At 71.4% G+C, this 26,320-nt stretch carries 26 protein-coding genes; 19 read left to right on the top strand and 7 right to left on the bottom strand.

The genetic code is table 11. The features are described 5' to 3' along the window. Positions 1-109: 109 nt before the first annotated feature. Positions 110-1,141, top strand: coding sequence for a GlxA family transcriptional regulator (locus tag JHY01_RS01980; RefSeq protein WP_205323904.1), 1,032 nt, complete (start codon positions 110-112; stop codon positions 1,139-1,141). 1 nt (position 1,142) lies between these two features. Here JHY01_RS01980 and JHY01_RS27180 read toward each other — a convergent pair whose 3' ends face one another. The 3 genes from JHY01_RS27180 to JHY01_RS01965 all read right to left on the bottom strand — a co-directional run bounded on the left by JHY01_RS27180 (position 1,143) and on the right by JHY01_RS01965 (position 4,750). Continuing rightward, on the bottom strand, positions 1,143-2,105 hold the full coding sequence (locus tag JHY01_RS27180; RefSeq protein WP_205323903.1) for a quinone oxidoreductase: 963 nt from the start codon (positions 2,103-2,105) through the stop codon (positions 1,143-1,145). Positions 2,106-2,200: 95 nt separating this feature from the next. Then, the gene (locus JHY01_RS01970) at positions 2,201-3,943 is read right to left on the bottom strand and encodes a BCCT family transporter (RefSeq protein WP_205323902.1); all 1,743 of its coding nucleotides are present in this window, start codon (positions 3,941-3,943) and stop codon (positions 2,201-2,203) included. Positions 3,944-4,033: 90 nt separating this feature from the next. Then, the gene (locus tag JHY01_RS01965) at positions 4,034-4,750 is read right to left on the bottom strand and encodes a RibD family protein (RefSeq protein ID WP_205323901.1); all 717 of its coding nucleotides are present in this window, start codon (positions 4,748-4,750) and stop codon (positions 4,034-4,036) included. Between the two features lie 79 nt (positions 4,751-4,829). Between JHY01_RS01965 and hisI the strand changes: the two genes are divergently transcribed. From hisI to JHY01_RS01885, 16 genes are all read left to right on the top strand, one after another. Continuing rightward, positions 4,830-5,174: a phosphoribosyl-AMP cyclohydrolase gene (hisI, locus tag JHY01_RS01960; RefSeq protein ID WP_307814155.1), complete on the top strand. Its 345-nt coding sequence runs from the start codon at positions 4,830-4,832 to the stop codon at positions 5,172-5,174. After that, positions 5,171-5,755 (top strand): Trp biosynthesis-associated membrane protein, encoded by a 585-nt coding sequence (locus tag JHY01_RS01955; protein WP_205323899.1) that lies wholly within the window; start codon positions 5,171-5,173, stop codon positions 5,753-5,755. Before hisI ends, JHY01_RS01955 begins: the two co-directional genes overlap by 4 nt. 6 nt (positions 5,756-5,761) lie before the next feature. Then, positions 5,762-6,562: an indole-3-glycerol phosphate synthase TrpC gene (gene trpC / locus JHY01_RS01950; protein ID WP_374199476.1), complete on the top strand. Its 801-nt coding sequence runs from the start codon at positions 5,762-5,764 to the stop codon at positions 6,560-6,562. Between the two features lie 64 nt (positions 6,563-6,626). Further along, on the top strand, positions 6,627-7,835 hold the full coding sequence (gene trpB / locus JHY01_RS01945; RefSeq protein WP_205323897.1) for a tryptophan synthase subunit beta: 1,209 nt from the start codon (positions 6,627-6,629) through the stop codon (positions 7,833-7,835). 2 nt (positions 7,836-7,837) lie between these two features. Further along, complete coding sequence (gene trpA / locus JHY01_RS01940) at positions 7,838-8,626, top strand: tryptophan synthase subunit alpha (RefSeq protein ID WP_205323896.1); 789 nt, start codon at positions 7,838-7,840, stop codon at positions 8,624-8,626. 135 nt (positions 8,627-8,761) lie between these two features. Then, on the top strand, positions 8,762-9,805 hold the full coding sequence (gene lgt / locus JHY01_RS01935; protein ID WP_205323895.1) for a prolipoprotein diacylglyceryl transferase: 1,044 nt from the start codon (positions 8,762-8,764) through the stop codon (positions 9,803-9,805). 21 nt (positions 9,806-9,826) lie between these two features. After that, positions 9,827-10,981 carry an NAD(P)/FAD-dependent oxidoreductase gene (locus JHY01_RS01930; RefSeq protein ID WP_205323894.1) on the top strand — a complete coding sequence of 385 codons (1,155 nt, stop codon included), beginning with the start codon at positions 9,827-9,829 and terminating at the stop codon, positions 10,979-10,981. A gap of 223 nt (positions 10,982-11,204) precedes the next feature. Next, on the top strand, positions 11,205-11,708 hold the full coding sequence (locus tag JHY01_RS01925) for a GNAT family N-acetyltransferase (RefSeq protein WP_205323893.1): 504 nt from the start codon (positions 11,205-11,207) through the stop codon (positions 11,706-11,708). Positions 11,709-11,741: 33 nt separating this feature from the next. Then, positions 11,742-12,713, top strand: a complete 972-nt coding sequence (locus JHY01_RS01920) for a hypothetical protein (RefSeq protein ID WP_205323892.1) — start codon at positions 11,742-11,744, stop codon at positions 12,711-12,713. A gap of 38 nt (positions 12,714-12,751) precedes the next feature. Then, positions 12,752-13,735, top strand: a complete 984-nt coding sequence (locus JHY01_RS01915) for an NAD-dependent epimerase/dehydratase family protein (RefSeq protein WP_205323891.1) — start codon at positions 12,752-12,754, stop codon at positions 13,733-13,735. Next, positions 13,735-14,499 carry a WecB/TagA/CpsF family glycosyltransferase gene (locus JHY01_RS01910; RefSeq protein ID WP_205323890.1) on the top strand — a complete coding sequence of 255 codons (765 nt, stop codon included), beginning with the start codon at positions 13,735-13,737 and terminating at the stop codon, positions 14,497-14,499. Before JHY01_RS01915 ends, JHY01_RS01910 begins: the two co-directional genes overlap by 1 nt. 105 nt (positions 14,500-14,604) lie before the next feature. Next, complete coding sequence (locus tag JHY01_RS01905; RefSeq protein ID WP_205323889.1) at positions 14,605-15,201, top strand: maleylpyruvate isomerase family mycothiol-dependent enzyme; 597 nt, start codon at positions 14,605-14,607, stop codon at positions 15,199-15,201. Positions 15,202-15,304: 103 nt separating this feature from the next. Next, entirely contained in the window at positions 15,305-16,075 is a 771-nt protein-coding gene (locus JHY01_RS01900) for a methyltransferase domain-containing protein (protein ID WP_205323888.1), read from the top strand. Positions 16,076-16,246: 171 nt separating this feature from the next. Then, complete coding sequence (locus JHY01_RS01895; RefSeq protein ID WP_205323887.1) at positions 16,247-17,407, top strand: alkaline phosphatase family protein; 1,161 nt, start codon at positions 16,247-16,249, stop codon at positions 17,405-17,407. Between the two features lie 300 nt (positions 17,408-17,707). Next, entirely contained in the window at positions 17,708-18,892 is a 1,185-nt protein-coding gene (gene dinB, locus JHY01_RS01890) for a DNA polymerase IV (RefSeq protein ID WP_205324045.1), read from the top strand. A gap of 170 nt (positions 18,893-19,062) precedes the next feature. After that, positions 19,063-19,473, top strand: coding sequence for a DUF3040 domain-containing protein (locus tag JHY01_RS01885; RefSeq protein ID WP_205323886.1), 411 nt, complete (start codon positions 19,063-19,065; stop codon positions 19,471-19,473). Between the two features lie 95 nt (positions 19,474-19,568). Here JHY01_RS01885 and JHY01_RS01880 read toward each other — a convergent pair whose 3' ends face one another. Beyond that, positions 19,569-20,264: a DUF4191 family protein gene (locus JHY01_RS01880; protein ID WP_205323885.1), complete on the bottom strand. Its 696-nt coding sequence runs from the start codon at positions 20,262-20,264 to the stop codon at positions 19,569-19,571. 82 nt (positions 20,265-20,346) lie between these two features. Then, positions 20,347-21,249, bottom strand: a complete 903-nt coding sequence (gene lipA, locus JHY01_RS01875; protein WP_240192295.1) for a lipoyl synthase — start codon at positions 21,247-21,249, stop codon at positions 20,347-20,349. A 185-nt stretch (positions 21,250-21,434) separates the two neighbouring features. On the opposite strand from lipA, the gene JHY01_RS01870 reads away from it, so the two are divergent. Further along, positions 21,435-22,271 carry a phosphoribosylaminoimidazolesuccinocarboxamide synthase gene (locus JHY01_RS01870; protein WP_307814152.1) on the top strand — a complete coding sequence of 279 codons (837 nt, stop codon included), beginning with the start codon at positions 21,435-21,437 and terminating at the stop codon, positions 22,269-22,271. A gap of 4 nt (positions 22,272-22,275) precedes the next feature. On the opposite strand, the gene JHY01_RS01865 is transcribed toward JHY01_RS01870, so the two are convergent. Together JHY01_RS01865 and JHY01_RS01860 are read right to left on the bottom strand one after the other, a co-directional pair. Further along, positions 22,276-23,457, bottom strand: a complete 1,182-nt coding sequence (locus JHY01_RS01865; RefSeq protein WP_307814151.1) for a histidine kinase — start codon at positions 23,455-23,457, stop codon at positions 22,276-22,278. Continuing rightward, positions 23,454-24,107 carry a response regulator transcription factor gene (locus JHY01_RS01860; protein WP_205323882.1) on the bottom strand — a complete coding sequence of 218 codons (654 nt, stop codon included), beginning with the start codon at positions 24,105-24,107 and terminating at the stop codon, positions 23,454-23,456. The genes JHY01_RS01865 and JHY01_RS01860 overlap by 4 nt, the downstream gene beginning before the upstream one ends. A gap of 273 nt (positions 24,108-24,380) precedes the next feature. Between JHY01_RS01860 and asnB the strand changes: the two genes are divergently transcribed. Continuing rightward, a complete protein-coding gene (gene asnB, locus JHY01_RS01855; RefSeq protein WP_205323881.1) occupies positions 24,381-26,306 on the top strand; it encodes an asparagine synthase (glutamine-hydrolyzing) in 1,926 nt (641 codons plus the stop codon). Positions 26,307-26,320 lie beyond the last annotated feature (14 nt).

Below are 26,320 nucleotides of genomic sequence, written 5' to 3'. Positions count from 1 at the left end.
CAACCGGCCGCGCCGATGGTCTCCAGTCGCGCGGCAACGCCGTCCAGTCTCCGGGAACGGCGGTCCGCCGCCCAGAGGCCCGCGGGCCGCGATATGAAAGGATCGGGCCATGGCCGTCTACAGCGCCGCCGGAACTGTCCCTGCCGCACCCCACCGCGTCGCAGTGCTGGCCCTCGAGGGCGTCATGCCGTTCGAACTCGGTGTGCCGCATCGCATCTTCGGCGCCGCCATGCACGACGACCTCACCCCGCGCTACGACGTCCGGATCTGCACCCTCGGCGGCGGTCCAGTGCGCACCGCCGCCGGCTTCACCGTCGCCGCCGAGCACGGGCCCGAACTGCTGGCATGGGCCGACACGGTCATCGTCGCCACCCTCCAACCCGACGGCCCGATCTGCGACATCCGGGAGCTGCCCGACAGCCTGCCCGAGGCCTTCGCCGGCATCAGGCCCGACGCCCGCATCGTCTCCTTCTGCTCGGCTGCGCTCGTGCTCGCGAAGCTCGGCCTGCTCGACGGGAAGACGGCCACGACGCACTGGATGCTCACCGACCGGCTGCGCACTCGGTTTCCGAAGGTCAACGTGGATCCCGACGTCTTGTTCGTCGACGAGGGCCGCATCCTCACCTCGGCCGGAGCCGGTGCGGCCGTGGACCTCTGCCTGCACCTGGTGCGCCGCGACCACGGCAGCCGGGTCGCGAACGCGGTGGCGCGCCGCTGCGTCGTCCCGCCGTGGCGCGAAGGCGGTCAAGCGCAGTTCATCGAGCGGCCCGTCCCCGAGGTCTCCGGCGTCGGCACGGCCGAGGCCCGCGAGTGGGCACTCCAGCACCTCGACCGTCCCTTGTCGATCGACGCGCTGGCGCGGCGGGCACGGATGAGCCGCCGCTCCTTCACCCGCCGGTTCCGGGAGGAGACCGGGCAGAGCCCGACCCAGTGGCTCACCGTGCAGCGCGTGGAACTGGCCCGGCAGTTGCTGGAGTCGAGCGAGCTCACAGTGGACCAGATCGCGCGGCGCACCGGACTGGGCACGGGCGTCTCACTGCGCCAGCATCTTCGCGCCGTCCTGGGCGTCTCTCCGTCGGCCTACCGCCGCACGTTCCGGGAACGCGCGACCGAAGCGACGGCTCCCGTCGCCTCCGAGTGACTCAGGGGATGAGCAGGAGCTTCCCGGTGGTCTTGCGGGCTTCGAGCGCCTGGTGGGCTTCGGGGGCCTCTTCGAGCCGGAAGGTCTCGCCGACGCGCACGAGGAGGTCGTCGTCCTCGATCATCTGGAAGACCTCGCTTGCGCGCCACAGGTATTCCTCGCGGGTGGCGGTGAAGTCGTGGAGTGTCGGGCGGGTGAGGACGAGCGAGCCGCCGTGGTGGAGGACCTGCGGGTCGACGGGCGGTACGGGGCCGCTGGATTGGCCGAAGAGGGCCATGACGCCGCGGCGGCGCAGTGCGGTGAGGCCCTCGCTGAAGGTGGTCTTGCCGACGCCGTCGTAGACGGCCGCCACGCCTTCGCCGCCGGTGAGTTCGCGGGCCTTCTCGCCGAACCCTTCGTAGCGCATGACGTGGTCGGCGCCGTTCTGGCGGGCGAGTTCCGCTTTCGCGTCGGTGGAGACGGTGCCGATGACCTTGCCGCCCTTGGATTTGACCATCTGGGTGAGGAGAAGGCCCATGCCGCCGGCGGCGGCGTGGACGATCACGGTGTCGCCGTCCTGCACCGGGTAGACGGTGTTGCACAGGTAGTGGGCGGTGAGGCCCTGGAGCATGACGGCGGCGGCGGTCTCGACGGCCACCTTCTCGGGGACGGGCACGAAGGCGTCGGCGTCGCCGACGACGAGGTCCGCATAGGATCCGGGGACGCTCTTCCATGCGACTTCGTCGCCGATGGCGAAGCCGGTGACGCCGGCGCCGACGGCCGCGACGTAGCCCCCGCCTTCGAGGCCGGGGGTGAAGGGCAGCGGCAGTCCGTAGGCGCCGGTGCGGTGGTAGACGTCGATGAAGTTGACGCCGGCGGCGGCGACCTTGACGGCGATCTGGCCCGGTCGCGGTCCCGGGTCCTCGCCCTCGAGTACTCGCATCACACCCGGCCCGCCGGTCTGCTCGACCACGATCGCCTTCATGAGGTTTCCTTCCGCCGCAGGGTCACCCCATAAAATAGCAGCGGCGCGGCCGGTCGCCCCGGGGCGCTCGTCGCGTGCCGTGCGGATCGCGGCGGTCACTCCTCGGTGCCGCCACGGCGGCCGCTGCCGACGCCGAACCGGAGCCGTCCACGGCCCCACTTGTTCGGTCCGGAGGTGCGGTTCTCGACCTCTTCGCCGACGACTTTGCGGATGGCTTCGCGGAAGCCCTTGTGCCGCAGCTGGTGCCGCAGCGGGTTCGCCGCCGGGTCGGATTTGAGCTCCTTCATCAGGGCGGCGCACAGCAGGAGCATCACGAACATGAACGGCAGCGCGACGATGATCGTCGCGTTCTTGAGCCCTTCGAGGCCGCCGCTGAGCAGCAGCACCGCGGCGACGCCGCCGATGGTGAGGCCCCAGAACACGACGAGCGGCTTCTTCGGCGCCAGCGACCCCGAGCTGGAGAGGGACCCGAGCACGAGTGACGCCGAGTCGGCGCTGGTCACGAAGTAGTTCGCGACCAGCAGCATGGTGATCCCGGAGACGAGCGCGTAGAGCGGCAGCGACTCGAGCAGCGCGAACATCGCGTACTCCTCGCCTTTCGCGACGGCGCCGCTGTAGTCGGCGTCGGTGTTGGCCTGGTTCCAGATCGCGGTGCCGCCCATGACGGTGAACCACACGGTGGAGGCGGTGGAGGGCACCAGGAGCACGCCCATGATGAACTGGCGCACGGAGCGTCCGCGGGAGATGCGGGCGATGAAGGTGCCGACGAACGGCGCCCACGAGAGCCACCACGCCCAGTAGAAGATCGTCCAGGCCGCCATCCAGTCCTCGCCGCCGAACGCGCCGGTGACGCTCGACATCCGCACCAGGTCGGACAGGTAGGCGCCGACCGAGGACGGCCAGGCGTCGAGGAGGAACAGGGTCGGTCCGGCGATGAACACGAACGCCATGATGAGGGCCGCCAGCAGCACGTTGATCGTGGAGAGCCATTTGACGCCGCGGTGGACGCCGGAGAAGGCCGAGACGACGAACGCGGCCGTGAGCGCCCCGATGACGATGAGTTCCAGCCGCGTCGAGCTCGGTACGCCGGCGACGATGTCGAGGCCGACCGCCACCTGGAGCGCCCCGAAGCCGAGACTCGCGGCGGTGCCGAACACGGTCGCGAAGATGCCCATCAGGTCGATCGCCCGGCCGGCGGCCGGCGCCCAGCGGCGGCCGCCCGTGAGCGGGTGGAACGCCTCGCTGAGATTGTTCCCGCGTCCTTTGCGGAACGTCGAGTACGCCAGCGCGAGCCCGGCGACGGCGTAGATCGCCCAGGGGTGCAGCACCCAGTGGAAGTAGCTGTAGATGAGGGCGCCGCGCTCCCGGTCGTCCTCGAAGTAGGCCGAGCCGGGTTCGAGTTCGAGCGGGGGCGGGACCTCGAAGTAGTGGGAGAGGGGTTCGGCGACGCCGAAGAACATGAGGCCGATGCCCATGCCGGCGGCGAACATCATGGCGATCCAGGGGAGGGCGCCGAATTCGGGTGCTTCGTCGGCGCGGCCGAGCCGGATGTTGCCGAAGCGGCTGGCGGCGATGTAGACGGCGAGGATGAGGAAGATGTTGCCGGCGATGATGAACAGCCAGCCGAAGTTGTTGATGACCCAGTCGAGGGCCGCCGTGGAGGCGGTCTCGAAGTCGTCGGGGAAGAGCGCGCCGAGGAGGATGACGGCGAGGACGACGCTGGCGGCGATGCCGAAGGTGAGCTTGTCGACCGGGAGGGTCTCCTGGCGGGGTTCGGGTCCGGCGGGCGGTGTCTCAGGGGCGGCCGGGGCTTTGGGCGGCGGCTCGGGTGCGGACATCGGCGGGCTCCTTGATCGGCGTGGCGTGCGCTGCAGTCACCCTAAGTGATGGATTGCGCCGCTCTGCCGTTTTCAGGGCGGCCCTGTCGGTCATACCCGCCGGTAGACCAGCAGTGCGACCTCGCCGATCGCGCGCGTCTCGACCAGTGCGAGCGGCCGCTGGGGCGACTGGGGGAACACCGCGGGGTACAGGAACCTCGCCCCGCCCGTCTTGCCGAGGAGGAACGGGGCGATCGCCACGTGCAGCTCGTCGACGAGGTCGGCCGAGAGGAACGCGGTGTGCACGATCCCGCCGCCTTCGATGAGGACCCGTTCGACGCCGCGGCGGGCGAGGTCCTCCAGGACCGCGTGGGGCGGTACGCCGCCGCCGCCGACCGGGACCACTTCGGGGGCCTGCGCGTCCTCCGGCCACGGCTCGGGCCCGAATTCGTCCGCTTCGGGCCCGAGGGGGAACGTGCGGGCGGCGGCCGTGGTCGTGTAGACGATGACCGGTGCCGTCTCGGAGCGGTCGAAGAGCTGCGAGCCGGGGTCGAGCCGACCTGAGGGGGAGATCACGACCCGCAGCGGCGACGCCGGCTTCCCGGCGGCGGTCCGTGCGGCGCGGCGCTCGGACGAGCGGACGAGCAGCCGCGGGTCGTCCGCTCGGACCGTGCCGGCCCCGACCGCGATCGCGTCGACGCTCGCGCGCACCGCGTCCACCCGGTCGAAGTCCGCGGCGTTCGACAGTGTCAGGCGCTCGGGGGAGGCGTCGTCGAGGAAGCCGTCGAGACTCATCGCGGCCGAAACGATCACATAAGGGCGCTCCATGCCCCCGAGAATCCCACGATGCACTCCCGGCCGGGCCCGGGTGGCGGTCGCCGACAGGGAGCGATCACAATCGGTAGACGTGGAAGCAGGACAGACCAGCGACGACGTGATCGCGAACCTCCGATTCAATGCGGACGGGCTCGTCCCCGCCGTCGCGCAGCAGCACGACACGGGCGAGGTCCTCATGCTCGCGTGGATGGACGCCGAGGCGCTGCGGCGCACCGTCGCCACCCGCAAGGCCACCTACTGGTCGCGCAGCCGCGGCGAGTACTGGGTCAAGGGCGAGACCTCCGGCCACCACCAGGCGGTCGTCTCGGTCGCGGTCGACTGCGACGGCGACACCGTCCTGCTCCAGGTGGACCAGACCGGCCCCGCCTGCCACACCGGTACCCGCACCTGCTTCACCGGAAGGGAGATCGCATGAGCGAAGCCACCCGCGAGACCCGCGCCGCCGACCGAGGCGCGGTCGACCGGCGTGCCGCCGAACGCACCCGCGTCCTCCTCGCAGGCGTCCTCGCGGCCGCGCTCGCCGCGCTGGCCGCCTCCCGCGACTGGACCTCCACGACCGACACCGGCCATGCCGGGATCACCGCCACCACCGCCCAGGCCGGCACCGACCTCGCCTCGTGGGCGCTGCCGTGCGCGCTCGCGGGCGGCGCGGCGTTCCTGGCGATGCTCGCCACCGGCAATCGCGCCCGCCGCTTCCTCGGCGTCGTCGCCGCCCTCGCCGGGCTCGCGACCGCCCTCGCCGGCGCCCTCCACTTGAGCGCGGGACCGTGGCCGTGGGCCATGGGCGCCGCCGCGCTCGTCCTCGCGTCCGCGGGGGCCGCGACCACCGCCCGCGCGGGCGGCTGGCCCGACGCGAGCGTCCGCTACGAAGCGGCATCCGACGGCAACACCGCCATAGCAGAGGACCCGGTGTCGCTGTGGAACGCCCTCGACTCCGGCGAGGACCCCTCGTCGCCTAATATCACGGCATCGGCGCAGGAGAAGGGACGATCTTAGGTGAACGTGCTGGAGCAGATCATCACCGAAGTCCGCGCCGATCTCGAACGGCGCCAGACCGAGATCCCCATCGAGCGGATCCGGGAGCGCGCCGAGGCCGCCCGCCCCGCCCTCGACGGGTACGCGGCGCTGTCCGGCGGCGGCGTCAGCGTCATCGCCGAGGTCAAGCGGGCCTCCCCCTCCAAGGGCGCCCTCGCCGACATCCCCGACCCGGCCGTGCTCGCCGCCGAATACGCCGCGGGCGGCGCGTCCGTCATCTCGGTCCTCACCGAGCAGCACTACTTCAAAGGCAGCCTCGACGACCTCGACGCCGTGCGCGCCAAGGTGCAGATCCCGGTGCTCCGCAAGGACTTCGTGGTCTCCCCCTACCAGGTGCTCGAAGCCCGCGCCCACGGCGCCGACCTCGTGCTGCTCATCGTGGCCGCCCTCGACCAGGACACGCTCGTGTCGCTCCACGAGCGCATCGAAGGGCTCGGCATGACCGCGCTCGTCGAAGTCCACACCGAGTACGAGGCCGACCGGGCGCTGCGCGCCGGCGCGAAAGTCATTGGCGTCAACGCCCGCGACCTGACTACGCTCGACGTGGACCGCTCGGTGTTCGAGCGCATCGCCCCGGGCCTGCCCCGCGACGTCGTCAAAGTCGCGGAATCCGGTGTCAGGGGCACCCGCGACCTCATCCGCTACGCCAGCGCCGGAGCCGACGCCGTGCTCGTCGGCGAGGGCGTCGTCAAGACGAAGAGCCCGCGCGACGCCGTCGCCGAGCTGGTCACCGCCGGGTCCCACCCGGCCACGCCGCGCCCGATCTAGCGGTCGCGGACGAAACCACACGCCCGGCGCGCCGGGCGGCGAGTTGCGAAGGGGAGCGAAGCCCGTGCCCAATCCAGATGCCAGCGGCCACTGGGGCGAATTCGGGGGCCGCTTCGTCCCCGAGGCGCTCATCGCGGCCCTCGACGAGCTCGAGGCCGCCCACACGGCCGCGCTCGCCGACCCGGCGTTCACCGCCGAGCTCGAGCAGCTCGGCCGCGAGTACGGGAACCTGCCTTCCCCGTTGTACTTCGCGGAGCGGCTCTCCGAGGAGGCCGGGGTCGAGGTGTGGCTCAAGCGCGAGGACCTCAACCACACGGGCGCGCACAAGATCCGGAACGTGCTCGGGCAGGCGCTGCTGACCAAGCGCATGGGCAAGCGGCGGATCATCGCCGAGACCGGCGCGGGCCAGCACGGCGTCGCGTCGGCGACCGCGGCCGCGTACTTCGGCCTGGAATGCACCGTGTACATGGGCGAGGAGGACACGCGCCGGCAGGCGCTCAACGTCGCCCGGATGCGGCTGCTCGGCGCTGAGGTCGTGCCCGTCACGACCGGTTCGCGCACGTTGAAGGACGCGATGAACGAGGCCCTGCGCGAATGGGTCGCTTCCGTGGACCACACGCATTACCTGATCGGCTCGGTCGGCGGGCCCGCGCCGTTCCCGCAGCTCGTGCGCGACTACTGCCGCGGCATCGGCGACGAGGCGCGCGCCCAGTTCCTCGAACGCACGGGCGCCCTGCCGGACGTGGTGGCGGCGTGCGTGGGCGGCGGTTCGAACGCGATGGGGATCTTCACGGCGTTCCTCGACGACGAGGCCGTGAAGCTGTACGGGTTCGAGGCGGGCGGCGACGGGTACGACACCGGGCGCCATGCCGCGACCATCACGGCCGGGCAGATCGGCGTCCTCCACGGCGCGCGCACGTTCGTGCTGCAGGACGAGGACGGGCAGACCGTCGAGTCGCATTCGATCTCCGCCGGGCTCGACTACCCGGGGGTCGGCCCCGAGCACGCGCACCTCGCCGCCACGGGGCGTGCCGCCTACGAGCCGGTGGACGACGCGGAGGCCATGGCGGCCTTGGAGAAGCTCGCCCGCACCGAGGGCATCATCTGCGCGATCGAGTCCGCGCACGGCCTCGCGGGGGCGCTGCGCCTCGCGAAGGGCCTCAAGGCCGGCTCCCGCGTCCTGGTGAACCTCTCCGGGCGCGGCGACAAGGACATGGGCAACGTCGTCGAGTACTTCGGTTTCGCCGGCGCCCCCGAGAAGAGCGGGGAGTAGTCGTGCACGCCGCTGACGCTTTCGCGAAGACCAGGGCCGAGGGCCGGGCCGCGCTGGTGGGCTACCTGCCCGCGGGCTACCCGACGCTGGCCGATTCGATCAAGGCCGTCGACATCATGATCGACCACGGGGCCGACATCATCGAGCTGGGCCTGCCCTATTCGGACCCGGTGATGGACGGCCCGGCGATCCAGCGGGCCGCCGACCAGGCGCTCGCGGGCGGCTTCCGGACCCGGCAGGTGTTCGAGGTGACCGAGGCGGTCGCCGGCCGCGTCCCGATCCTCGTCATGACCTATTGGAACCTGGTGGAGCGGTACGGGGTCGACCGGTTCGCGCGCGACTTCGCGGCCGCGGGCGGGGCCGGGCTGATCACGCCCGACCTCATCCCGGACGAGGCGGGGGAGTGGATCAAGGCCTCGGACGCGTACGGGCTCGACCGAGTCTTCCTGGTCGCGCCTTCGTCGACGGAGGAGCGGATCGCCGCGACGGTGGCCGCGTGCCGCGGGTTCGTGTACGCGCAGTCGGTCATGGGCGTGACCGGTGCCCGCGCCGCCACCTCCGCGGTCGCCCCGGCGCTCGTGGAGCGCACCCGAAAGCACACCGACCTGCCGATCGGCGTCGGCTTGGGCGTCCGCTCGGGCGACCAGGCCGCGGAGATCGGCGCGTACGGGGACGCGGTGATCGTCGGCTCGGCGATCGTCAACTGCTACCTGGACGCACCGGACATCCCCACCGGACACCAGCGGCTCGCCGAACTGACGGCCGACCTCGCCGCGGGCGTCCGCCGCTGACGCAGCGCGCGGCCCCGCGGGAGCACTCCCGCGGGGCCTTCGCCGTCCCCGCGCGGGGACGGCGTGCGGCCCGGGCGTGGGACCGGCGCGGGGCCGTGCCACGCGCCGCTCACGCAACCGATAGGTTTACTCGTCGTGGACCTCGCATACATTCCGAGCCCGTCGGAGTCCGTCTGGCACCTCGGCCCCATCCCGATCCGCGCCTACGCCCTCTGCCTCATCGCAGGGATCGTCGTCGCCTGCTGGATCGCCGAGGCGCGCCTGCGCTCCCGCGGCGCCCCCAAGTGGGCGGTGCTCGACCTCGCCGTGTGGGCGGTGCCCTTCGGCATCGTCGGCGCCCGCATCTATCACGTCGTCACCAGCCCGGACGCCTACTTCGGGCCGGACGGCGACCCGTGGAAGGCCCTCGCCGTCTGGGAAGGCGGCCTCGGCATCCCCGGCGCGATCCTCCTCGGCGCCGTCGGCATGTGGCTCGGCTGCCGCCAACTGGGCCTGCCGTTCGCGATGGTCGCCGACGCGTGCATCCCCGGCATCCCCGTCGCGCAGGCCATCGGCCGCCTCGGCAACTGGTTCAACCAGGAGCTGTACGGCAAACCGCTCGACGCCTGGTGGGCCGTGTCCATCGACATCGACCACCGCGTGGCCGGATACCTCGAATACGCCACGTTCCACCCCACGTTCCTCTACGAAGCGCTGTGGAACCTCGGCGTCGCCGCCGTCCTCCTGCTCGCCGACCGCCGATGGAAGTTCGGCGCCGGGCGCGCCGTGGCGCTCTTCGCCGCCCTCTACTGGACCGGCCGCTTCTGGATCGAAGGCCTGCGCATCGACCCCGCCGAAGGCTGGGGCGGCCTGCGCCTCAACCAGTGGGTCAGCATCGTCGTCGTGGTCCTCGCCGTGGCCTACCTGCTGACCGTGCGCGGCACCCGCAAGGTGTTCGTCCTCGACGGCGGCGACCGCGTCGTCGTCCCGTGGAACTCCGACCAGGCGAAAGCCGCCGGGTACGTCGACGGGGCCCTCCCCAAGGGCGCCGAACCCGGCGACATCGAATCCGCCGCCAACGAAGCCGAAGCCGAAGCCGAAACCGACGCCGAACCCGACCGGCCCGAGGACGACGTCATCGCCGAACCGACCGCCGAGGAACCCCCGGCCGACGCGGGCAAGACCCGCGACGACAGCTGACCCCTCCCCGGGCAGGTGCAGATGCAGAACCGAAGAGCCGTAGTCGTCGGCGCCGGCGTCGCCGGGCTCGCCAGCGCGATCGTCCTGTCCAACCTGGGCTGGCGGGTCGCGCTGCTGGAGCGGCGCGAGCGCCTCAAGGGCGAGAACCTGGGCATGATCCTGTGGGCCTCGGGCGTGCGCGCGCTGCGCGCGCTCGGGGTCGACGCACTGCTCGACGCGTCCGGGACCCCGGTGGACCGCTTCGAGATCCGCAACGAGGAGCGGCTGTCCAGCTCGTTCGCGGCGGCGATGCTCGGGGCCGATGACGGCACGCCTTCGGTGATGGTGCACACCGCGATGCTGTACGAGGCACTCGTGTCGCGGCTGGGCGACAACGTCCAGGTCCATCCGGCGACGCAGGTCGACCGGATCGACATGGTGGACCTGGCGGCGGGGGACGCCTCGCGCCGCTGGGACGCCGACCTGGTGGTCGCCGCCGACGGCATCGACTCGCCGACACGCACCCTCATCGCCCCCGGGTCGCCCACGGTGGATGCCGGGGTGGTGTGCTTCCGCGGTCTCGTCCCCGCCCACCGCGCCCCCGAACGCACCACGGACGCGGTCGAGATCTACGGGCCCGACCGGCGCCGCTTCGGCTACGGCGACCTCGGGCACGCCGGGGCGTGCTGGTGGGCGACGGTGCCGGGCGGGATGCGGCCCGAGTCGCCGCAGATCCAGCACGAGCTCATCAACCGGTGGTTCGCGGACTGGCCCGCGCCCGTGGGGAAGTTCATCGCCGCGACCCGCCCTTCGGAACTGACGCAGCAGCCGGTCCGGTACGTGTGGCCGGTCCCGCCGGTGCTCCACCAGCCGGTGGGCAACGGCGGCCTGGTGCTGTTGGGCGACGCCGCGCACGGGGTCGCGCCGATCCTCGCGCAGGGCGGCAGCCTCGCCCTGGAGGACGCGGTCACGCTCGGGTGGGCGCTGCGGCGCAGCCCCGAGTCGGTGCCCGCCGCGCTCGGCTCCTACGACCGGGCGCGCACGGCGCGGATCAAGCGCGTCGCGCGCCTCTCGCGGCGCGTCCACACGATCGCCTCCGGCGGCAGGGGCATGACGAAGAGCCTGCTGCGGGCGGTGCCGGACTCGTGGGTGCAGCACCAGGCCGCGTCGCTCTCGGACTGGCAGCCGCCGCGCTGAGCGGCATGTGAGCGGAGGGTCCCGGCGAATCGGACATCCATGGGCCCCCGGTTGCAACCCTGACCTACGGGTACGACATGTTTCGTTGGGGCCGAAGGCGAACGGAGTGTCCTGGCGAAACGGACATCGATGGGCCCCGGTACGACCCCTGGCATCCGGGTGCGACATCGATGCTCGGAGCGGGGCATCGGCGCCGCGCGGGCCTCGACTAGGCTTCCAGGCCATGCAGATCCGTGACGCCCGCCCCGAGGACTGGCCCGCCGTGTGGGCCTTCGCCGCGCCGATCGTCGCCTCCGGCGAGCACTTCACGTGGGAAGCCGACACCGCCGAGGAACGCCTGCGCGCCTTCTGGATCGAGAAGGAGGCGCCCGCGTGCGCCCTCGTCGCCGTCATCGAGGACGGCGCGGGCGGCGACCGTGTCGTCGGGATCGCGGAGATCCACCCCAACCACGTCGGCCGCGGCTCGCACATCGCCAACGCCGGCTTCATGGTCGACCCCTCCGTGCGCGGCAAGGGCATCGGCCGCGCCCTCGGCGAGGCCGCCCTCGCCCGCGCCAAGGCAGACGGCTTCACCGCCATGCAGTTCAACGCCGTCGTCGCCACCAACACCCGCGCCGTCGACCTCTGGCACTCCCTCGGGTTCCGGACCCTCGCGGTCCTCCCCGCGACCTTCCGCCACCCCGCCGAGGGCCTCGTCGGCATGCACCTCATGTTCCGCGAACTGTGACCCGCGCAGCACTTGTGTAGCATCGCAAGCGCTATGAACGAACTGCGCGAGTCCATCCTGTCCGTAGGCGTGGCCGACCCCGAGACGGCCGTCAGCGTCCACGCCCTCCTCGGCTCCGATCCGGCACTCCTGGCGCGGGCCGGCGACCTGCCCCAGAACCGCCGCGAGACCGACGCCTGGGTCAAGTCCGCGTTCCTGCGACCCGAAGGCCCCTTCCTCGAGACCGCGGCGAGCGCCGTCGCCGACGTCCTCGGCGAAGCGCCCGACAAGCCCACGGACGACGTCCTCGCCGCCATCACCACCCGCCCCCGCACCCCCTACGACCTGCGCGCCGCCACCGGCCTGTCCGAAACCGACCTCGACGTGCTCCTTCCGGGCCTCGAAGCCGCAGGCCTCATCCGCGCCGACGCCAACCCCCTCGAACCCGACGCGCCGTTCTGGACCATGGAGCACCGCCTCGCGCGCTTCCACTACGCGATGCTCGCCCAGCACCTCCCGCGCTGGCGGCGCGGGTACATCACCGAAAAACTGTGGCGGATGACCCACGCCCGCTACGACCGGTACGTGTGCCGCCCCGAGTTCCACCGGCTCGCCCGCGAATGGGCGCTGAACGACCCGGCCGCCGCGCAGACCACCCGCCTCACCGTCCCCGACCCGCGCTTCCGGCAGCTGCGCACCATCGAGCTCGCCGTTTGGAGCGAGACCGGCGAGCCGATCGCGCTCGGCACCATCCGCTGGAAGTTCCAGATGGTCGAACGCCAGCTCAAACGCCTCCGCTACGTCAGGCGGCTCCTCGGCGACCCCAAGACGCGCCTCTACTGCATCGCCCCCCGCGTCGAGGCCGCCATCGCCGCCGACCCCGACCCGGACCTGTTCGTGATCGGCCCGGCGCAGCTGCTGCGGCGCGGCGCGAACGAGCCCGCGAACGCCCCGGAAACCGCCTCCAAAGGTGACTTACACCCCATTTCCCGGCTGGTGGGCGCGTCAACGCGGCAGGTAGGCTGAGGCTTCTTTCCCCGTATCCGAAACCTTGAGGAGTGACGATGGCGGCAAGCGTGGACGCGGTAGTGGCTGGAGCCGGCGGCTTCATCGGCGGGCACCTGGTGGCGAGCCTCCTCGCCGAAGGCAAGACCGTCCGCGCCGTCGACGTCAAGCCCCTCGACGAGTGGTACCAGGTCCACGGCGACACCGAGAACCTCCAGCGCGACCTCGCCGACCTCGACGCCTGCCGCGAGGCCGTCGGCGACGGCGCCGGCGAGGTCTACAACCTCGCCTGCAACATGGGCGGCATGGGCTTCATCGAGAACAACAAGGCCCTGTGCATGCTCTCGGTCCTGCCCTCGACCCACATGCTCATGGCCGCCAAGGACGCCGAGGTCGGCCGCTTCTTCTACTCCTCCTCCGCGTGCGTGTACGCCGGCTACAAGCAGACCGAGGCGGACATCGCGCCGCTGAAGGAAGAGGACGCCTACCCCGCCGACGCCGAGGACGGCTACGGGTGGGAGAAGCTGTTCTCCGAGCGCATGTGCCGCCACTTCCGCGAGGACTTCGGGCTCGAGACCCGCATCGCCCGCTACCACAACATCTACGGGCCCGTCGGCACCTGGGACGGCGGCCGCGAGAAGGCCCCCGCCGCCACCTGCCGCAAGATCGCCCTCGCCGCCCTCAAGGGCGAGACCACGGTCGAAATCTGGGGCGACGGCGAGCAGACCCGCTCCTTCACCTACATCGACGACTGCGTCCACGGCACCAAGATGTTCACCCGCGGTGACATCACCGAGCCCCTCAACCTGGGCTCCTCCGAGCTGACCACCATCAACAACCTGTACTACCTGGTCGCCGACATCGCCGGGATCGACATCGAGCTCAAGCACGTCGACGGCGCGCTGGGCGTCCGCGGCCGCAACTCGGACAACACGCTCATCCAGAAGTACTACGGCTGGGAGCCGTCCATCAGCCTCCGCGAGGGCATGACGAAGACCTACGAGTGGGTCTACGACCAGGTCAAGGCTAAGTACAGCCTGTAATGTCCGACCCGAGAATCCGCCGCGTCGACGTCCTCGGCGTGGGCGTCTCCACCGTCAACCAGGAGATGGCGCTCGCCGAGGTGACCCGCTGGGTCGACACCGGCGAACGCCACTACGTGTGCGTCACCGGCGTGCACGGCGTCATGGAGTCCCAGCGCGACCCCGAGCTCCTCGCCATCCACAACGCCTCCGGGCTCACCACGCCCGACGGCATGCCGATGGTGTGGGCCGGGCACAAGGCCGGCGCGGACTGGATGGACCGGGTCTACGGGCCCGACCTGATGCTCAACGTGCTCGCGCGCGCCGCCGAGCGCGGCTGGACCTCGTTCCTCTACGGCGGCAAGGACGGCGTGCCCGAACTGCTCGCGGAGAAGCTCGCCGAGCGCCTCCCGGGCGTCAAGTTCGCCGGCATGTACTCGCCGCCCTTCCGCCCCCTGACGGAGGAGGAGGACGCTGGCATAGTCAAGCGCATCAACGACTCCGGCGCGCAGCTGGTGTGGGTGGGCCTCTCGACGCCGAAGCAGGAGCGCTGGATGGCCGCCCACCGCGACCGCCTCAACGCCCCCGCGATGTTCGGCGTGGGCGCCGCGTTCGACTTCCACGCCGGGCTCGTCCCGCAGGCCCCGCCGTGGATGCAGCGCAACGGCCTCGAATGGTTCTACCGGCTCACGAAGGAGCCGAAGCGGCTCTGGCGCCGGTACTTCCGGAACAACCCGGCCTACCTGCGGGCGATCCGCAAACGGCCCCCGTTCCTGCGCGACTAGCCTGACCTCGCCGCCGCGGCCGCCTCCCACTGCGGGAGGCCGCCGCGGCGAATAGCATCGGAGCCGACGGCTCCTTCCCCGGAGCCCGGTCAAGGGAGCGATGCGATGAGCGGTGCACCGATCGACATGCGCGAACGCGAAGCGCTGTGCGACCTGATGGCCGAACTCGGCCCCGACGCACCGACGCTCTGCGAAGGATGGGACACCATCGACCTCGCCGCGCACCTGGTGCTGCGCGAGCACTTCACTCGGGGCACCGACGAGCACATGGCCGCCGAGAGGGCCAAAGGCCTGCCGGCCCTCATCGAACGGCTGCGCGGCGGGCCGCCGCCGGTGCCGTGGCGCCTCCCGGGACTGCGCACCCTCATGAACGGCCTCGAGTACTTCATCCACCACGAGGACGTCCGGCGCGCCAACGGGCTCGCACGGCGCACCGACCGCCCCGACCTCGACGCGCTCGCCTGGCGCATGTGCGGCTTCGCCGGGCGGCGGGCCGCCCGCCAGATCCGACCCCACAGCCTGGAACTGCGCCCGCCCGGCGGCGACCCCCGCCGGTTCGGCCCGCCCGGAGGCGCTGTGCTGCAAGGCGAACCAACCGAGCTGCTGCTGTACCTCAGCGGCCGCCGCGACGCCGCCCAGGTCCGCCTCACCGGCGACGCCGACGCCGTCGCCGCCCTCCGCGGCGCCGACACCGCGGTCTGAAACCGCGCCCCGGCCCGGCCGGCCCGCACACCGCCCGAGAAGGCCCGCACCGTTCAGCTCTCCCTCCTACCCCGAGCGGCGCAGCGGCGCTAGGCTGTGCCGCATGGTCGACATTCCCAAAGAGATCACGCACACCGGGCACCACCCGCGCATGGCCGTGGTGTGGTCGGTCCTGTCGGCCGAGATCGAGCGATTCGCCGCAGGCACCGGAGCGACCCTCCGCATCCTCGACGTCGGCGGCGGCTCCGGCGGATTCGCCGTCCCCCTCGCCGAACTCGGCCACGACGTCACCGTCGTCGAACCCAGCGCCAACGCGCTCGCCTCCCTCCGCCAGCGCGCCGCCGACGCGGACGTCACCGACCGCGTCCGCGCCGTGCAGGCCGACGCCGACGAACTCCCCGACGTCGCCGAACCCGGCACCGCCGACCTCGTGCTGTGCCACTCGGTCCTGGAGATGGTCGACTACCCGGACACCGCACTCGACGCGCTCGGCCGCGTCTGCGCGCCCGGCGGCGCGGTGAGCATCCTCGTCGCCAACCGCATCGCCGCCGTTCTCGGCAAAGCCCTCGCCGGCCACTTCCAGACCGCGCTCGACCTGCTCACGCACGTCGACGGCGTCATCGACGGCCGCGACACCATCAAGCGCCGCTTCGAGACCGCCACGCTCACCGCGCTCGTCGGCGGCTCCGGCCTCGTCACCGAGCAGGTCCACGGCGTCGGCGTCGTCAGCGACCTCCTCCCGGCCTCGGCCGCGAAGAGCGAGACCGGCACCGGCGAGGCCCTGCGCGAGTTCGAACTCGCCACCGCCTCACGGGTCCCCTTCCGGGACATGGCCACCCACATCCACCTGCTCGCCCGCAAACCCATGCGCTGAACGGCCCCGGGCGGACCCCGACGCGCGCGACCGGGCCGGACTCGTCGCCCTCGCCTACCGGTCGGGCCTCGACATCCCCGAAGCCCGAACCCGCGGCGAGACCACCGGGACGCCGAGCCCGTTTCCCCCGTGGTGTGGCCGAAACGACACGAAACCGGCTAGCCTCGGGCCATGCCTTCGAGCCCGTACCTCACGGCGATGCGGCCCGCCTACGGCACCGGCACACTCGCCGATGTCATGCCGACCGCCCTTGCGGCCCTTGGAATCCCCACCCGAGGTGTGAACCTGCGCAGCGCCGAGCTCGACGGCGTGCGCCGCATCGCCGTGCTCCTCCTCGACGGCTTCGGCTTCCACCTCCTCGGCCAGGCCGCCCAGGCCAGCGCCACCGTCGGCGCGATGCACCACGGCGAACTCGGCACCCTCACCCCGATCACCGCCACGGTGCCGTCCTCGACCCCGATCAGCCTCGCGTCCCTCGCGTGCGGGCTGCCGCCCGGCGAGCACGGCATCATCGGCTTCACCGTGCGCGTCCCCGACACGGGCGACCTGGTCACGCACATCCGCTGGGAAGGCGCCCCCGACCCCGAGACCTGGCAGCCCGAGCCGACCTGCTTCGAGCAGGCCGGCGCCGGAGGCGTGGTCTGCACGGTCGTCTCGAACGGGACGTTCCGCGACACCGGCCTGACCCGCGCGATCTACCGCGGCGCCGACTGGCTCCCCGCGATCGCCCCGCACGAGGTCGCCGAGGGGACCTTGGCGGCGCTGGCGCGCGGGGACCGGAGCCTCGTGTACGCGTACCTGCCGGACGTCGACACGGCAGGGCATTTCCACGGGATCGGCTCGCCCGAGTGGCTCGAGGCGGTGGCGGAGGTCGCCGAGGCGATCGACGGGATCCTCACCGGCCTGCCGAGGGACGCGGCGCTGCTGGTGACCGCCGACCACGGCATGGTGAACATCACCGACCGGCTGCACGTGGACCGGCGGCCCGACCTGACGCACGCGGTCGAGGCGGTCGCGGGCGACGGGCGGATGCGGTACCTGTACGCCGCGCCGGGCGCGATCGAGGACGTCCGGCAGGCGTGGACGGAGGCGGTCGCCGGTCGCGCCGAGGTGATCGGCAAGGACGAGGCGATCGACCGCGGCTGGTTCGGCCCGAAGGTCACCGAGTCGAGCCGGGAGCGCATCGGGGACCTGGTGGTGGTCTGCCGGGACACGTTCGCGATCGTGGGGGTCGAGGGCGAGCCTCCGCATGTGGCGAGGCTCATCGGCCACCACGGCGGCCTCACGGCCGCGGAGATGGCGGTCCCGCTCTGGAGCTACCGCAACGGCTGAGCGACGAGCGGGGAGTGGCCGCGCCCGGTGGTCGGGCGTGACCGCCGGGCGCCGAGCGCGGCGCGTAGGGCATGCCCCTTCCCACCCGCATCCGCCTCCGACCAACCGAAAACGACCACACTCCCACACGGGTCCGACATTCGGGCGTCAGCGCAGGTCATGGGCGTCAGATGGGCGCTGGGCGAGGGCTTCGCCGCTCGGTTGCGGGCGGTTGTCGGACCCTCTGGTTAGGCTTCGGAGGTGGCCAGCGATCTTCATCGGTTCATCGGTCCCGAGCTGTCCGATGACGGCCTCGGGATCATGCACGTCGACATGGACGCGTTCTTCGCGTCGGTGGAGATCGCGCGCGACCCGTCCCTGCGCGGCAAGCCCGTGATCGTCGCCGGGCTCGGCCCCCGCGGCGTCGTCGCCGCCGCCTCGTACGAGGCCCGCGAATACGGGGTGCACTCGGCCCTGCCGACCGCGATCGCGCGCCGCCGCTGCCCGCACGGCGTGTTCATGACGCCCACGACCTCGTACGGAGAGGTCTCGCGCGCGGTCATGGCGATCTTCCGCGAGTACACGCCGCACGTCCAGCCGATCTCGGTCGACGAGGCGTTCCTGGACGTCGCCGGAGCGCGACGCCTCATCGGCTCGCCCGCCGAGATCGCCCGCTCGATCCGCGCGCGCGTCCGCGCCGAGCACGGCATCACGTGCACGGTGGGCATCGCCTCCACGAAGTTCCTGTCGAAGCTCGCGAGCGAGGCCGCCAAGCCCGACGGACTCGGCGTCGTGCCCGCCGCCACCGAGCTCGAATTCCTGCACCGCCTGCCGATCCGCTCCGTGTGGGGCATCGGCGAGAAGACCGCCGAGAAGCTCACCCGGCTCGGCATGCGCACCGTCGGCGATCTGGCCCGTCTCGACCTCGACAGTCTCGCCTCCTCGGTCGGCACCGCCAGCGCCGAGCACCTGTACGCGCTCTCGCGGAACATCGACCCGCGGCCGGTGCGGCCCGAGCGGGTCGAGAAGTCGATCAGCAATGAGACGACGTTCGACCGCGACGCCCCCGACGGCGCGGTGTGGGGGCCGGTGCTGCTGGAGTTGTCGCGGAAGGTCGCTTCAAGGGCGCGCGCGGCGGGCTGGGCGGGCCGCGGCGTGACGGTGAAGATCCGCTTCGGTGACTTCCGGACGATCACACGTTCGAGGATGCTCGCCGCGCCCACCGATGTGGGTCGCGAGATTTATTCGGCTGCAAGAGAACTGGCGGACGCGGCGGCGACGGCGCCGGTGCGGCTCATCGGCGTGAAGCTCGATCACCTGGTCGAGGCGGCCGCCGTGGGCCGTCAGGTGGCGCTCGGCGAGCCCGAGCACGGCTGGCGCGACATCGAGACCGTGATCGACCGGGCGAGCGCGAAATTCGGCAAGGGCGCGGTCCGCTCGGCGGGCCGGCTGGAGCGCCGGGACTCGCGTGTAGACACCCCGGAATCGGGGAACCCCGGGCGTTGAGCGCCATTGCACCGAAGCGGCTCCGTCAGCTCGCGCATCCAGGCCAGAACGGACTGATTCAAGCACGAACTGCCTTCCGCCTCGGGCGAAAGCCTCGTAGACTTGGATGCAAGCAGTGGGGCCGCCGGCTTGGCGACGGCTCCGTGGAGCACTAACGCAGGAGGAGTGTCGTGCCGCTCTCCGATCACGAACAACGCCTGTTCGAGCAAATCGAGCAGTCCTTGTCCGAAGACCCGCAGTTCGCCTCTGCTGTGCGCGCCCACGACCCGGCGCACGTGACCCGGCGCAGGCTCATCCTGGCCGGGATCGTCACGGTCATCGGGATCGGCGTCGTCATCGGCTCCGTGATCGCAGGGGGCGACGTCGCCATGTTCGGCGCTCCGATCGGTGCGGTGCTCATGTTCGGCGGTCTGATCCTCGGCCTTTGGGCGCAGCGCCGCGGCACGAATGTCAAGCTCAAGGCGGTCGACGGCAAAGCCAGTCGGCCCGTCGGCGGCTCGAAGCCCCCCAAACCCGGTGGTTTCACCTCCCGGATGGAGGAGCGGTGGCGTCGCCGCCGAGACAACGGCGACATCTTCTAGTCGACATCTTGCGCTGCGGCACGACCGGCAGCGAGAAAACCGGCCCGGCGGGGGAGTTCCCCCGCCGGGCCGGTTCATGTTGTGCGCCTTCGGGTCTACTTGCCCCGCAGCATCGCGCGGCGGGCGCCCTTGCCGGCGTTGGCGCTGGTCGGGATCGGGCCCTTCGGGATGGCCATGCCGATGCCGAGCGCGTCGAGGCGCTTGGCGATGTGGTTGGCGTCCTTGGAGTCGATGTTCTTCGGCAGTTTCATGAGGCGCTTGCGGACCTCGGTGACCGAGAAGTCGTCGTTCGCGGTCTCGCCGACCAGGAACGTGTAGACCGGGGTGGAGCCGACGACGCGGGAGATGCGCTTCTTCTCCTGGCCGAGGAGCTTGCGGACCTTGCCGCCGCCCTCGCCGAGGAGGACCACGCCGGCCTTGCCGACCGCGCGGTGCACCATCTGCGTCTCCGACAGGGCCGCCACGCCGGGGGTGACCTGCCAGCCGCGGATGCCGTCGATGAGCGCGTACGCCGCACCGGGCTTGCCGACGGCCTCCTTGTTCACCACTTTGCTCGTGCGCATGTTGAGCACGATCAATCCGGCCAGGAGCGCCACGAACAGGGCGCTGACGTACCAGAGCAGCGAGAACTTCGCGAAGATGACCAGCGCGGTGATGATCACGAACGGCAGCAGGATCGCGACGGCCTCCAACGGCAGGAACAGCTTGTCCCGCTGGTGGGTGAACTTGATCGCCATCCCGATGGTCTTCAGGCGGGACCCGAACGTCTCTTTTTCCTGCTGCTTTGCCATGTCGTCAATTCTAGTGGGCGGTCGGAAGGATGAAGCGGGGGCTGCGACCGGATTCATCGACGGCCCGCCGGCGCCGCCGAACTCAGGCTGCGGCGCGCGCCTCGATCGCCTGCCGGTACAGCCGGCCGGCGCGGTACGAGGAGCGGACCAGGGGCCCGCTCATGACGCCCGCGAAGCCGATCTCCTCGGCTTCGGCGGTGAGCTCCACGAACTCCTCGGGCTTGACCCACCGGTCCACCGGGTGGTGGCGCTTGGTCGGCCGCAGGTACTGGGTGATGGTGATGAGCTCGCAGCCCGCGGCGTGCAGGTCCTCGAGCGCCTGGGAGATCTCCTCGCGGGTCTCGCCCATGCCGAGGATGAGGTTCGACTTGGTGACCAGGCCGGCCTCGCGGGCCTTCGTGATCACCTCGAGGGACCGCTCGTAGCGGAACGCGGGCCGGATGCGCTTGAAGATGCGCGGCACGGTCTCGACGTTGTGCGCGAGCACCTCCGGGCGGGAGTCGAAGACCTCGGCGAGCTGCTCGGGGACCGCGTTGAAGTCGGGGATGAGGAGCTCGACGCCGCAGCCGGGGACGGCCGCGTGGATCTGGCGGACGGTCTCGGCGTAGAGCCAGGCGCCGCCGTCGTCGAGGTCGTCACGGGCGACGCCGGTGATCGTGGCGTACTTCAGGCCCATCGTCTGCACCGATTCGGCGACGCGGCGCGGCTCGTCGCGGTCGAGCGCGTCGGGCTTGCCGGTGTCGATCTGGCAGAAGTCGCAGCGGCGGGTGCACTGGGAGCCGCCGATGAGGAACGTCGCCTCCCGGTCCTCCCAGCATTCGTAGATGTTGGGACAACCGGCTTCTTGGCAGACCGTGTGCAGGCCCTCGCTCTTGACGAGGCCCCGCAGTTCGGTGTATTCCGGGCCGGTCTTGGCCTTGACCTTGATCCAGGAGGGTTTCTTCTCGATCGGGGTCTGGGCGTTGCGCACTTCGAGGCGCAGCATCCGGCGTCCTTCAGGCTGTACGGAAGTCACCGGCCCAGCCTACGCCGCGCGGGCGCCGGACGGCAGGTGTCGCTCCGCACAGCCGCGGCTTCGAAGAAACGTAGGATGACGTTCCCGCTGCTCTAATGAGGGCGGGCCGTCGAGGCGGCGGAGCGGTCACGCGGCAAGCGAACAGGGGAGCAGCAGTGGAACTCATTCACCGGGGCAAGGTCCGCGACGTCTACGCCGACGGCGAGGACCTCGTCCTCGTCGCCTCCGACCGCGTGAGCGTCTACGACGTGCCGCTGCCGACGCCGATCCCCGGCAAGGGCAAGCTCCTGACCGCGCTGAGCCTGTGGTGGTTCGAGCAGCTCGCCGACATCGTGCCGGGCCACGTGATCTCCGCCGAGGACGTGCCCGCCGAGTTCGCGGGGCGCGCCATGCGCGTCAAGCGGCTCGAGGTGGTCAAGGTCGAAGCGGTCGTGCGCGGCTACCTCACCGGCTCCGGCCTCGCCGAGTACGAGAAGACCGGGTCGGTGTGCGGCGTCGCGCTCCCCGAGGGCCTCGTCGACGGTTCGCGCCTGCCCGAGCCGATCTACACCCCGACCTCGAAGGCGGACATCGGCGACCACGACCTGCCCATGACCTACGAGGAGACCGCCGAACTCCTCGGCGCCGACCTCGCCGCCCGCATCCGCGACCTCGCCCTCGAGCTCTACCGCCGCGGCGCGGCGATCGCCCTCGACAAGGGCATCATCATCGCCGACACGAAGTTCGAGTTCGGCATCGACGCCGAGGGCACCCTCCGCCTCGCCGACGAAGTGCTCACCTCCGACTCGTCCCGCTTCTGGGACGCCGCCGCCTGGAAGCCCGGCCAGACCCAGCCGTCGTTCGACAAGCAGTTCGTGCGCGACTGGGCCAAGTCCACCGGTTGGAAGCCCGACGACGCCGAAGCCCCCGAGATCCCGCAGGCGATCGTCGACGCCACGCTCGCCCGCTACATCGAGGCGTACGAGCTCCTCACCGGCCGCCGCTGGAAGTAGGCACTCAACGGGTCGCAGCGACCCGCGGCACCCACACGCGCACAACCCAACCGCCCTCGGGAGTCGGCCCCGCCTCGAAGCGGCCGCCGAGCAGCTCGGCCCGCTGCCGCAGCCCCAGCAAGCCGTGCCGCGAGCCCGGCAGCTCCAGCACCGGGCGCGCACTGGGCGCGTTCACGACGCTGACTTCCGCGCCGTCACTGGTGTCGACCACCGCGACCGCGACAGCCGCCCCCGGCGCGTGCTTGCGGGCGTTCGTGAGTGCTTCTTGCACGGTTCGGTACACCGCGCGCTGTCCGGCCGGATCGAGGTCGGCGATCCGTTCGAGGTGCAGCTCCGCTTCGATCCCGGAGCCCGCGACGAGCGCGCCCAGTTCCTCCAGCGTCGGCTGCGGGGTCAGCTCGGTCGCCCGGATCCCGGAGACCCGCAGCACCTGCACCATGTGCCGCAGCTCCTCCAGCGTCGTGACGCTCAGGCGCCGAATCGTCGAAGCGATCCGGCGGCCCTCATCGTCCCGTGACAGCACCTGCAACGCCCCCGCCTGCACCGCGATCAGGCTGACCTGGTGGGAGACCACGTCGTGCATCTCGCGTGCCAGTTGGGCGCGCTCGGCCGCCAGCGCCTGCTGGGTGAGCAGCAGCTGCTCGTGCTCGCGGGCCTCCTCGATCTCGGCGAGCCGGTCGGCCATGCCCCGCCGGGCCCGCTGGCTGTAGCCGAGGATGGTCGGCACCGCCGCCATCACCACGTAGTACAGGACCAGCCGCAGGAACGACTCGTACGGGTAGAGGTGCACTTGCAGCGCGTCCCACGCCGCCGCGAACGGTGTGACCCGCCACGAGCCGAAGAACAGGTGGTAGACCTGGGTCCCCTGGAGGACGAAGCAGGCCGCGAGCAGCGCCGTCGCGGTGAGCGGCGGCCACATGCGGCGGGACTGGCGGGCGATCGTGTACAGCGCGATCATCGACGCGACCTTCTCGAACACGAGGAATGCCGCCGGGAGGGTCGCCAGGAACACCGCGAACGGCCACCGCCTGCGCAGCACCAAGGCCAGGACCCCGACGCACGCGAGCGTCGCGACCGGCTGGTTGGAGAGGTCGATCACGAACGCCAGGTGGGCGATCGCGACGAGCATGACTCCCGCGTCCCACACCCACTGCGGGAGGCGCTCGGGCAGGCCGAACCTCGTCACCGTCCGGAGTCCTTGAGCAGACCGGCGTCGTGGGCCGTCAGCGCGGCCTGCACCCGGTTGGAGACCTGCAGTTTCGTGAGGATCGAGCTGACGTGGTCCTTGACGGTGCCCAGGCCGAGGAACAGCTCCGAGGAGATCTCGCCGTTCGACTTCCCCTCGGAGATGAGCAGCAGGATCTCCCGCTCCCGTTCGGTGAGTCGTTCGATCCGCGGGTTCGGCTTCGACTCCGCCGACCGGTCCAGGTATCCGGCGACGACGGCGCGCGTCACCTTCGCCGAGAGCACCGCGCCCTCGGTAGCCAGCGCCCGCACCTGGTAGGCCAGGTGCTCGGGTTCGGTGTCCTTGAGGAGGAAGCCCGCCGCGCCGAGTCGCAGCGCCTCGTACACGTACTCGTCGGTGTCGAAGGTGGTCAGTGCGGCCGTGACCGGCGGGTGCGACAGCTCCCGCAGCCGCTTGAGGATCGTGAGGCCGTCCATGTCGGGCATCCGGATGTCGAGCAGCATGACGTCCGGCCGCAGCGACAGCACCCGGTCCAGGGCGTCGGCCCCTGACACGGCGCCGACGACCTCGATGTCCTCTGCGGCACTGAGGATGTGGGTGAAACCTGATCGGATCAGCGCTTCGTCGTCGACGATCAGCACTCGGATCACGTGCGCCTCCCAGTGGCCTATTCGCTATATGAGTCCTCATCATCCCCAAGAGAGGCAACCCGTCGAAGGTCGGGTGCGATCCCCTCCACATGGCGGAGGAATCCACCCGACCTGCGGCGGGTGCATCGCAGACCTTCGGCTGCATCCGGACGAGTCCACCGGACGGATTCGCGGAGGGACCTTCATCGGGGCGGTTCCGGCGCTTCGCCGGAGGCGGACGCCCCCGCAGCGAAGGAGCCTGGAATTCCACCCGACCCCCGAACTGGAGGCACCATGTGCGGCTTCGCAGTCCGCGCCGGAGCGCGCACCGATCCCGAAGGCGACCGGTTCACCGCGGCCCTGGCGCGCCTCGACCACCGCGGCCCCGACGAGACGGCCGTCCTCACCTCGGGCGACCAGGTTCTCATGGGCTTCAAACGACTCGCGGTGATCGACGTCGAAGGCTCCCATCAGCCGATGCGCCGAGGCGACGGCGCCGACCCCGACCGCTACGCGATCGTCTTCAACGGCGAGATCTACAACTTCCTCGAACTGCGCGACGAGCTTGTGCGCGTCCACGGCGAGGTGTTCACCACCCGCGGCGACACCGAGGTCGTCCTCGCCGGCTATCGCCATTGGGGACCCGACCTCGTCCACCGCCTCCGAGGCATGTTCGCGTTCGTGATCCACGACCGCGCTGCGGACCTGCTCTTCGCCGCCCGCGACCCCTTCGGGATCAAACCCCTCTACTGGACGCAATGGGACGGTTCCACCTGGCTCGCCAGCGAGAAGAAGGCCCTCCCCGGCCTCGCCCACTCCGACCTGGTCGACCCCGACCAGGTAGCCCACTACGCGACCTTCCAGTACGCGCCCGAGCCGGCCACCCTCCACCGGCACGCCCACCGTCTCGAAGCCGGGCACTTCGCGATGTTCCGGCCCGGTGCGACCCCGCGCCCGCAGCGGTACTTCCAGCCGATGTTCCGGCCCGAGCCCGTGGCCGACGCGGACCGCCTCCACACCGAGATCCTCGCCGCCCTGCGGGATTCGGTGCGGATTCACATGCGCTCGGACGTGCCGGTCGGCGCACTCCTGTCCAGCGGCATCGACTCGACCGCCGTCGTCGCCCTGGCCCGCGAGGTCAACCCCGGGCTCGTGACGTTCACCGCGCAGTTCACCGACCCGGGCCTGTACGACGAGCTGTCGGTCGCCGCCGCCTCCGCCGCGGCCCTCGGTGTGCGCTCGATCCCCGCGCCCGTCTCGGTCGAGGACGTCATCGCGGCACTGCCGAAGATCGTGTGGCATCTGGACGACCCGGTCGCCGACCCGGCCCTGGTCCCGCTCTACTTCGTGGCGAAGAAGGCCGCCGAGCACGTCACCGTCGCGCTCGGCGGGGAAGGAGCCGACGAGCTCTTCGGCGGGTACACGATCTACCGCGAACCGCATTCGCTCAAGCGCCTCGAGGCCCTGCCCGACCCCGCCAAGGGCCTGCTGCGCAAGGCTTCTGCGGCCCTCCCAGAGGGCGTCAAGGGCAAGAGCTTCCTCGAGCGCGGCACCGCCGAACTGCGCGAGCGGTTCGTAGGCAACGCGAAGGTCTTCACCGGCGAGGACAAACGGCGGCTCCTGCGCCGCGAAGGCCCACCGCACCGCGCCGTCACCGACCCGATCTGGGACGAGTCGGAGCACCTCGACCCGACCACGCGCATGCAGCACTTGGACCTCTCCACCTGGATGAAGGGCGACATCCTTGTCAAGGCCGACCGGATGTCCATGGCGCACAGCCTGGAGCTGCGCGTGCCGTTCCTCGACCGCGTCGTGTGGGAGACCGCCTCACGCGTCCCCGTCGAGCACCGGCTGCAGGGCCGCCAGACCAAGACCGCGCTGCGCCGGGCCGTCGCGAGCCTCGTCCCGCCAGGCATCGTCGAACGGCCGAAGCTCGGCTTCCCGACCCCCCACCGGCAGTGGCTGGCCGGACCCATGTTCGAGTGGGCCGACCACGTGATGGCCGCGAGCGGATGCGGGCACCTGCTCGACCTCGACGTCGCGCGCGGCCTCCTGCGCGCGCACCGCTCCGGGGAAGCCGACAACGCCCGCAAGATCTGGGCGGTCATGGTCTTCTGCCTCTGGTACGACCAGCTCGACCGGCCGCCGCTCGGCTGGGACGACGCGCGCCCGCCGCGCCGGTCCGCGACCGGCGTTCAGGGTCTCGCGCCGGTCGTGTGACGCCGGAGTGCGGA

Source organism: Glycomyces sp. YM15 (assembly GCF_016918015.1).
Classification (GTDB): domain Bacteria; phylum Actinomycetota; class Actinomycetes; order Mycobacteriales; family Micromonosporaceae; genus Glycomyces.
Note: the sequence above shows the minus strand (reverse complement) of the source record. Positions and strands in the feature narration are given on the sequence as shown.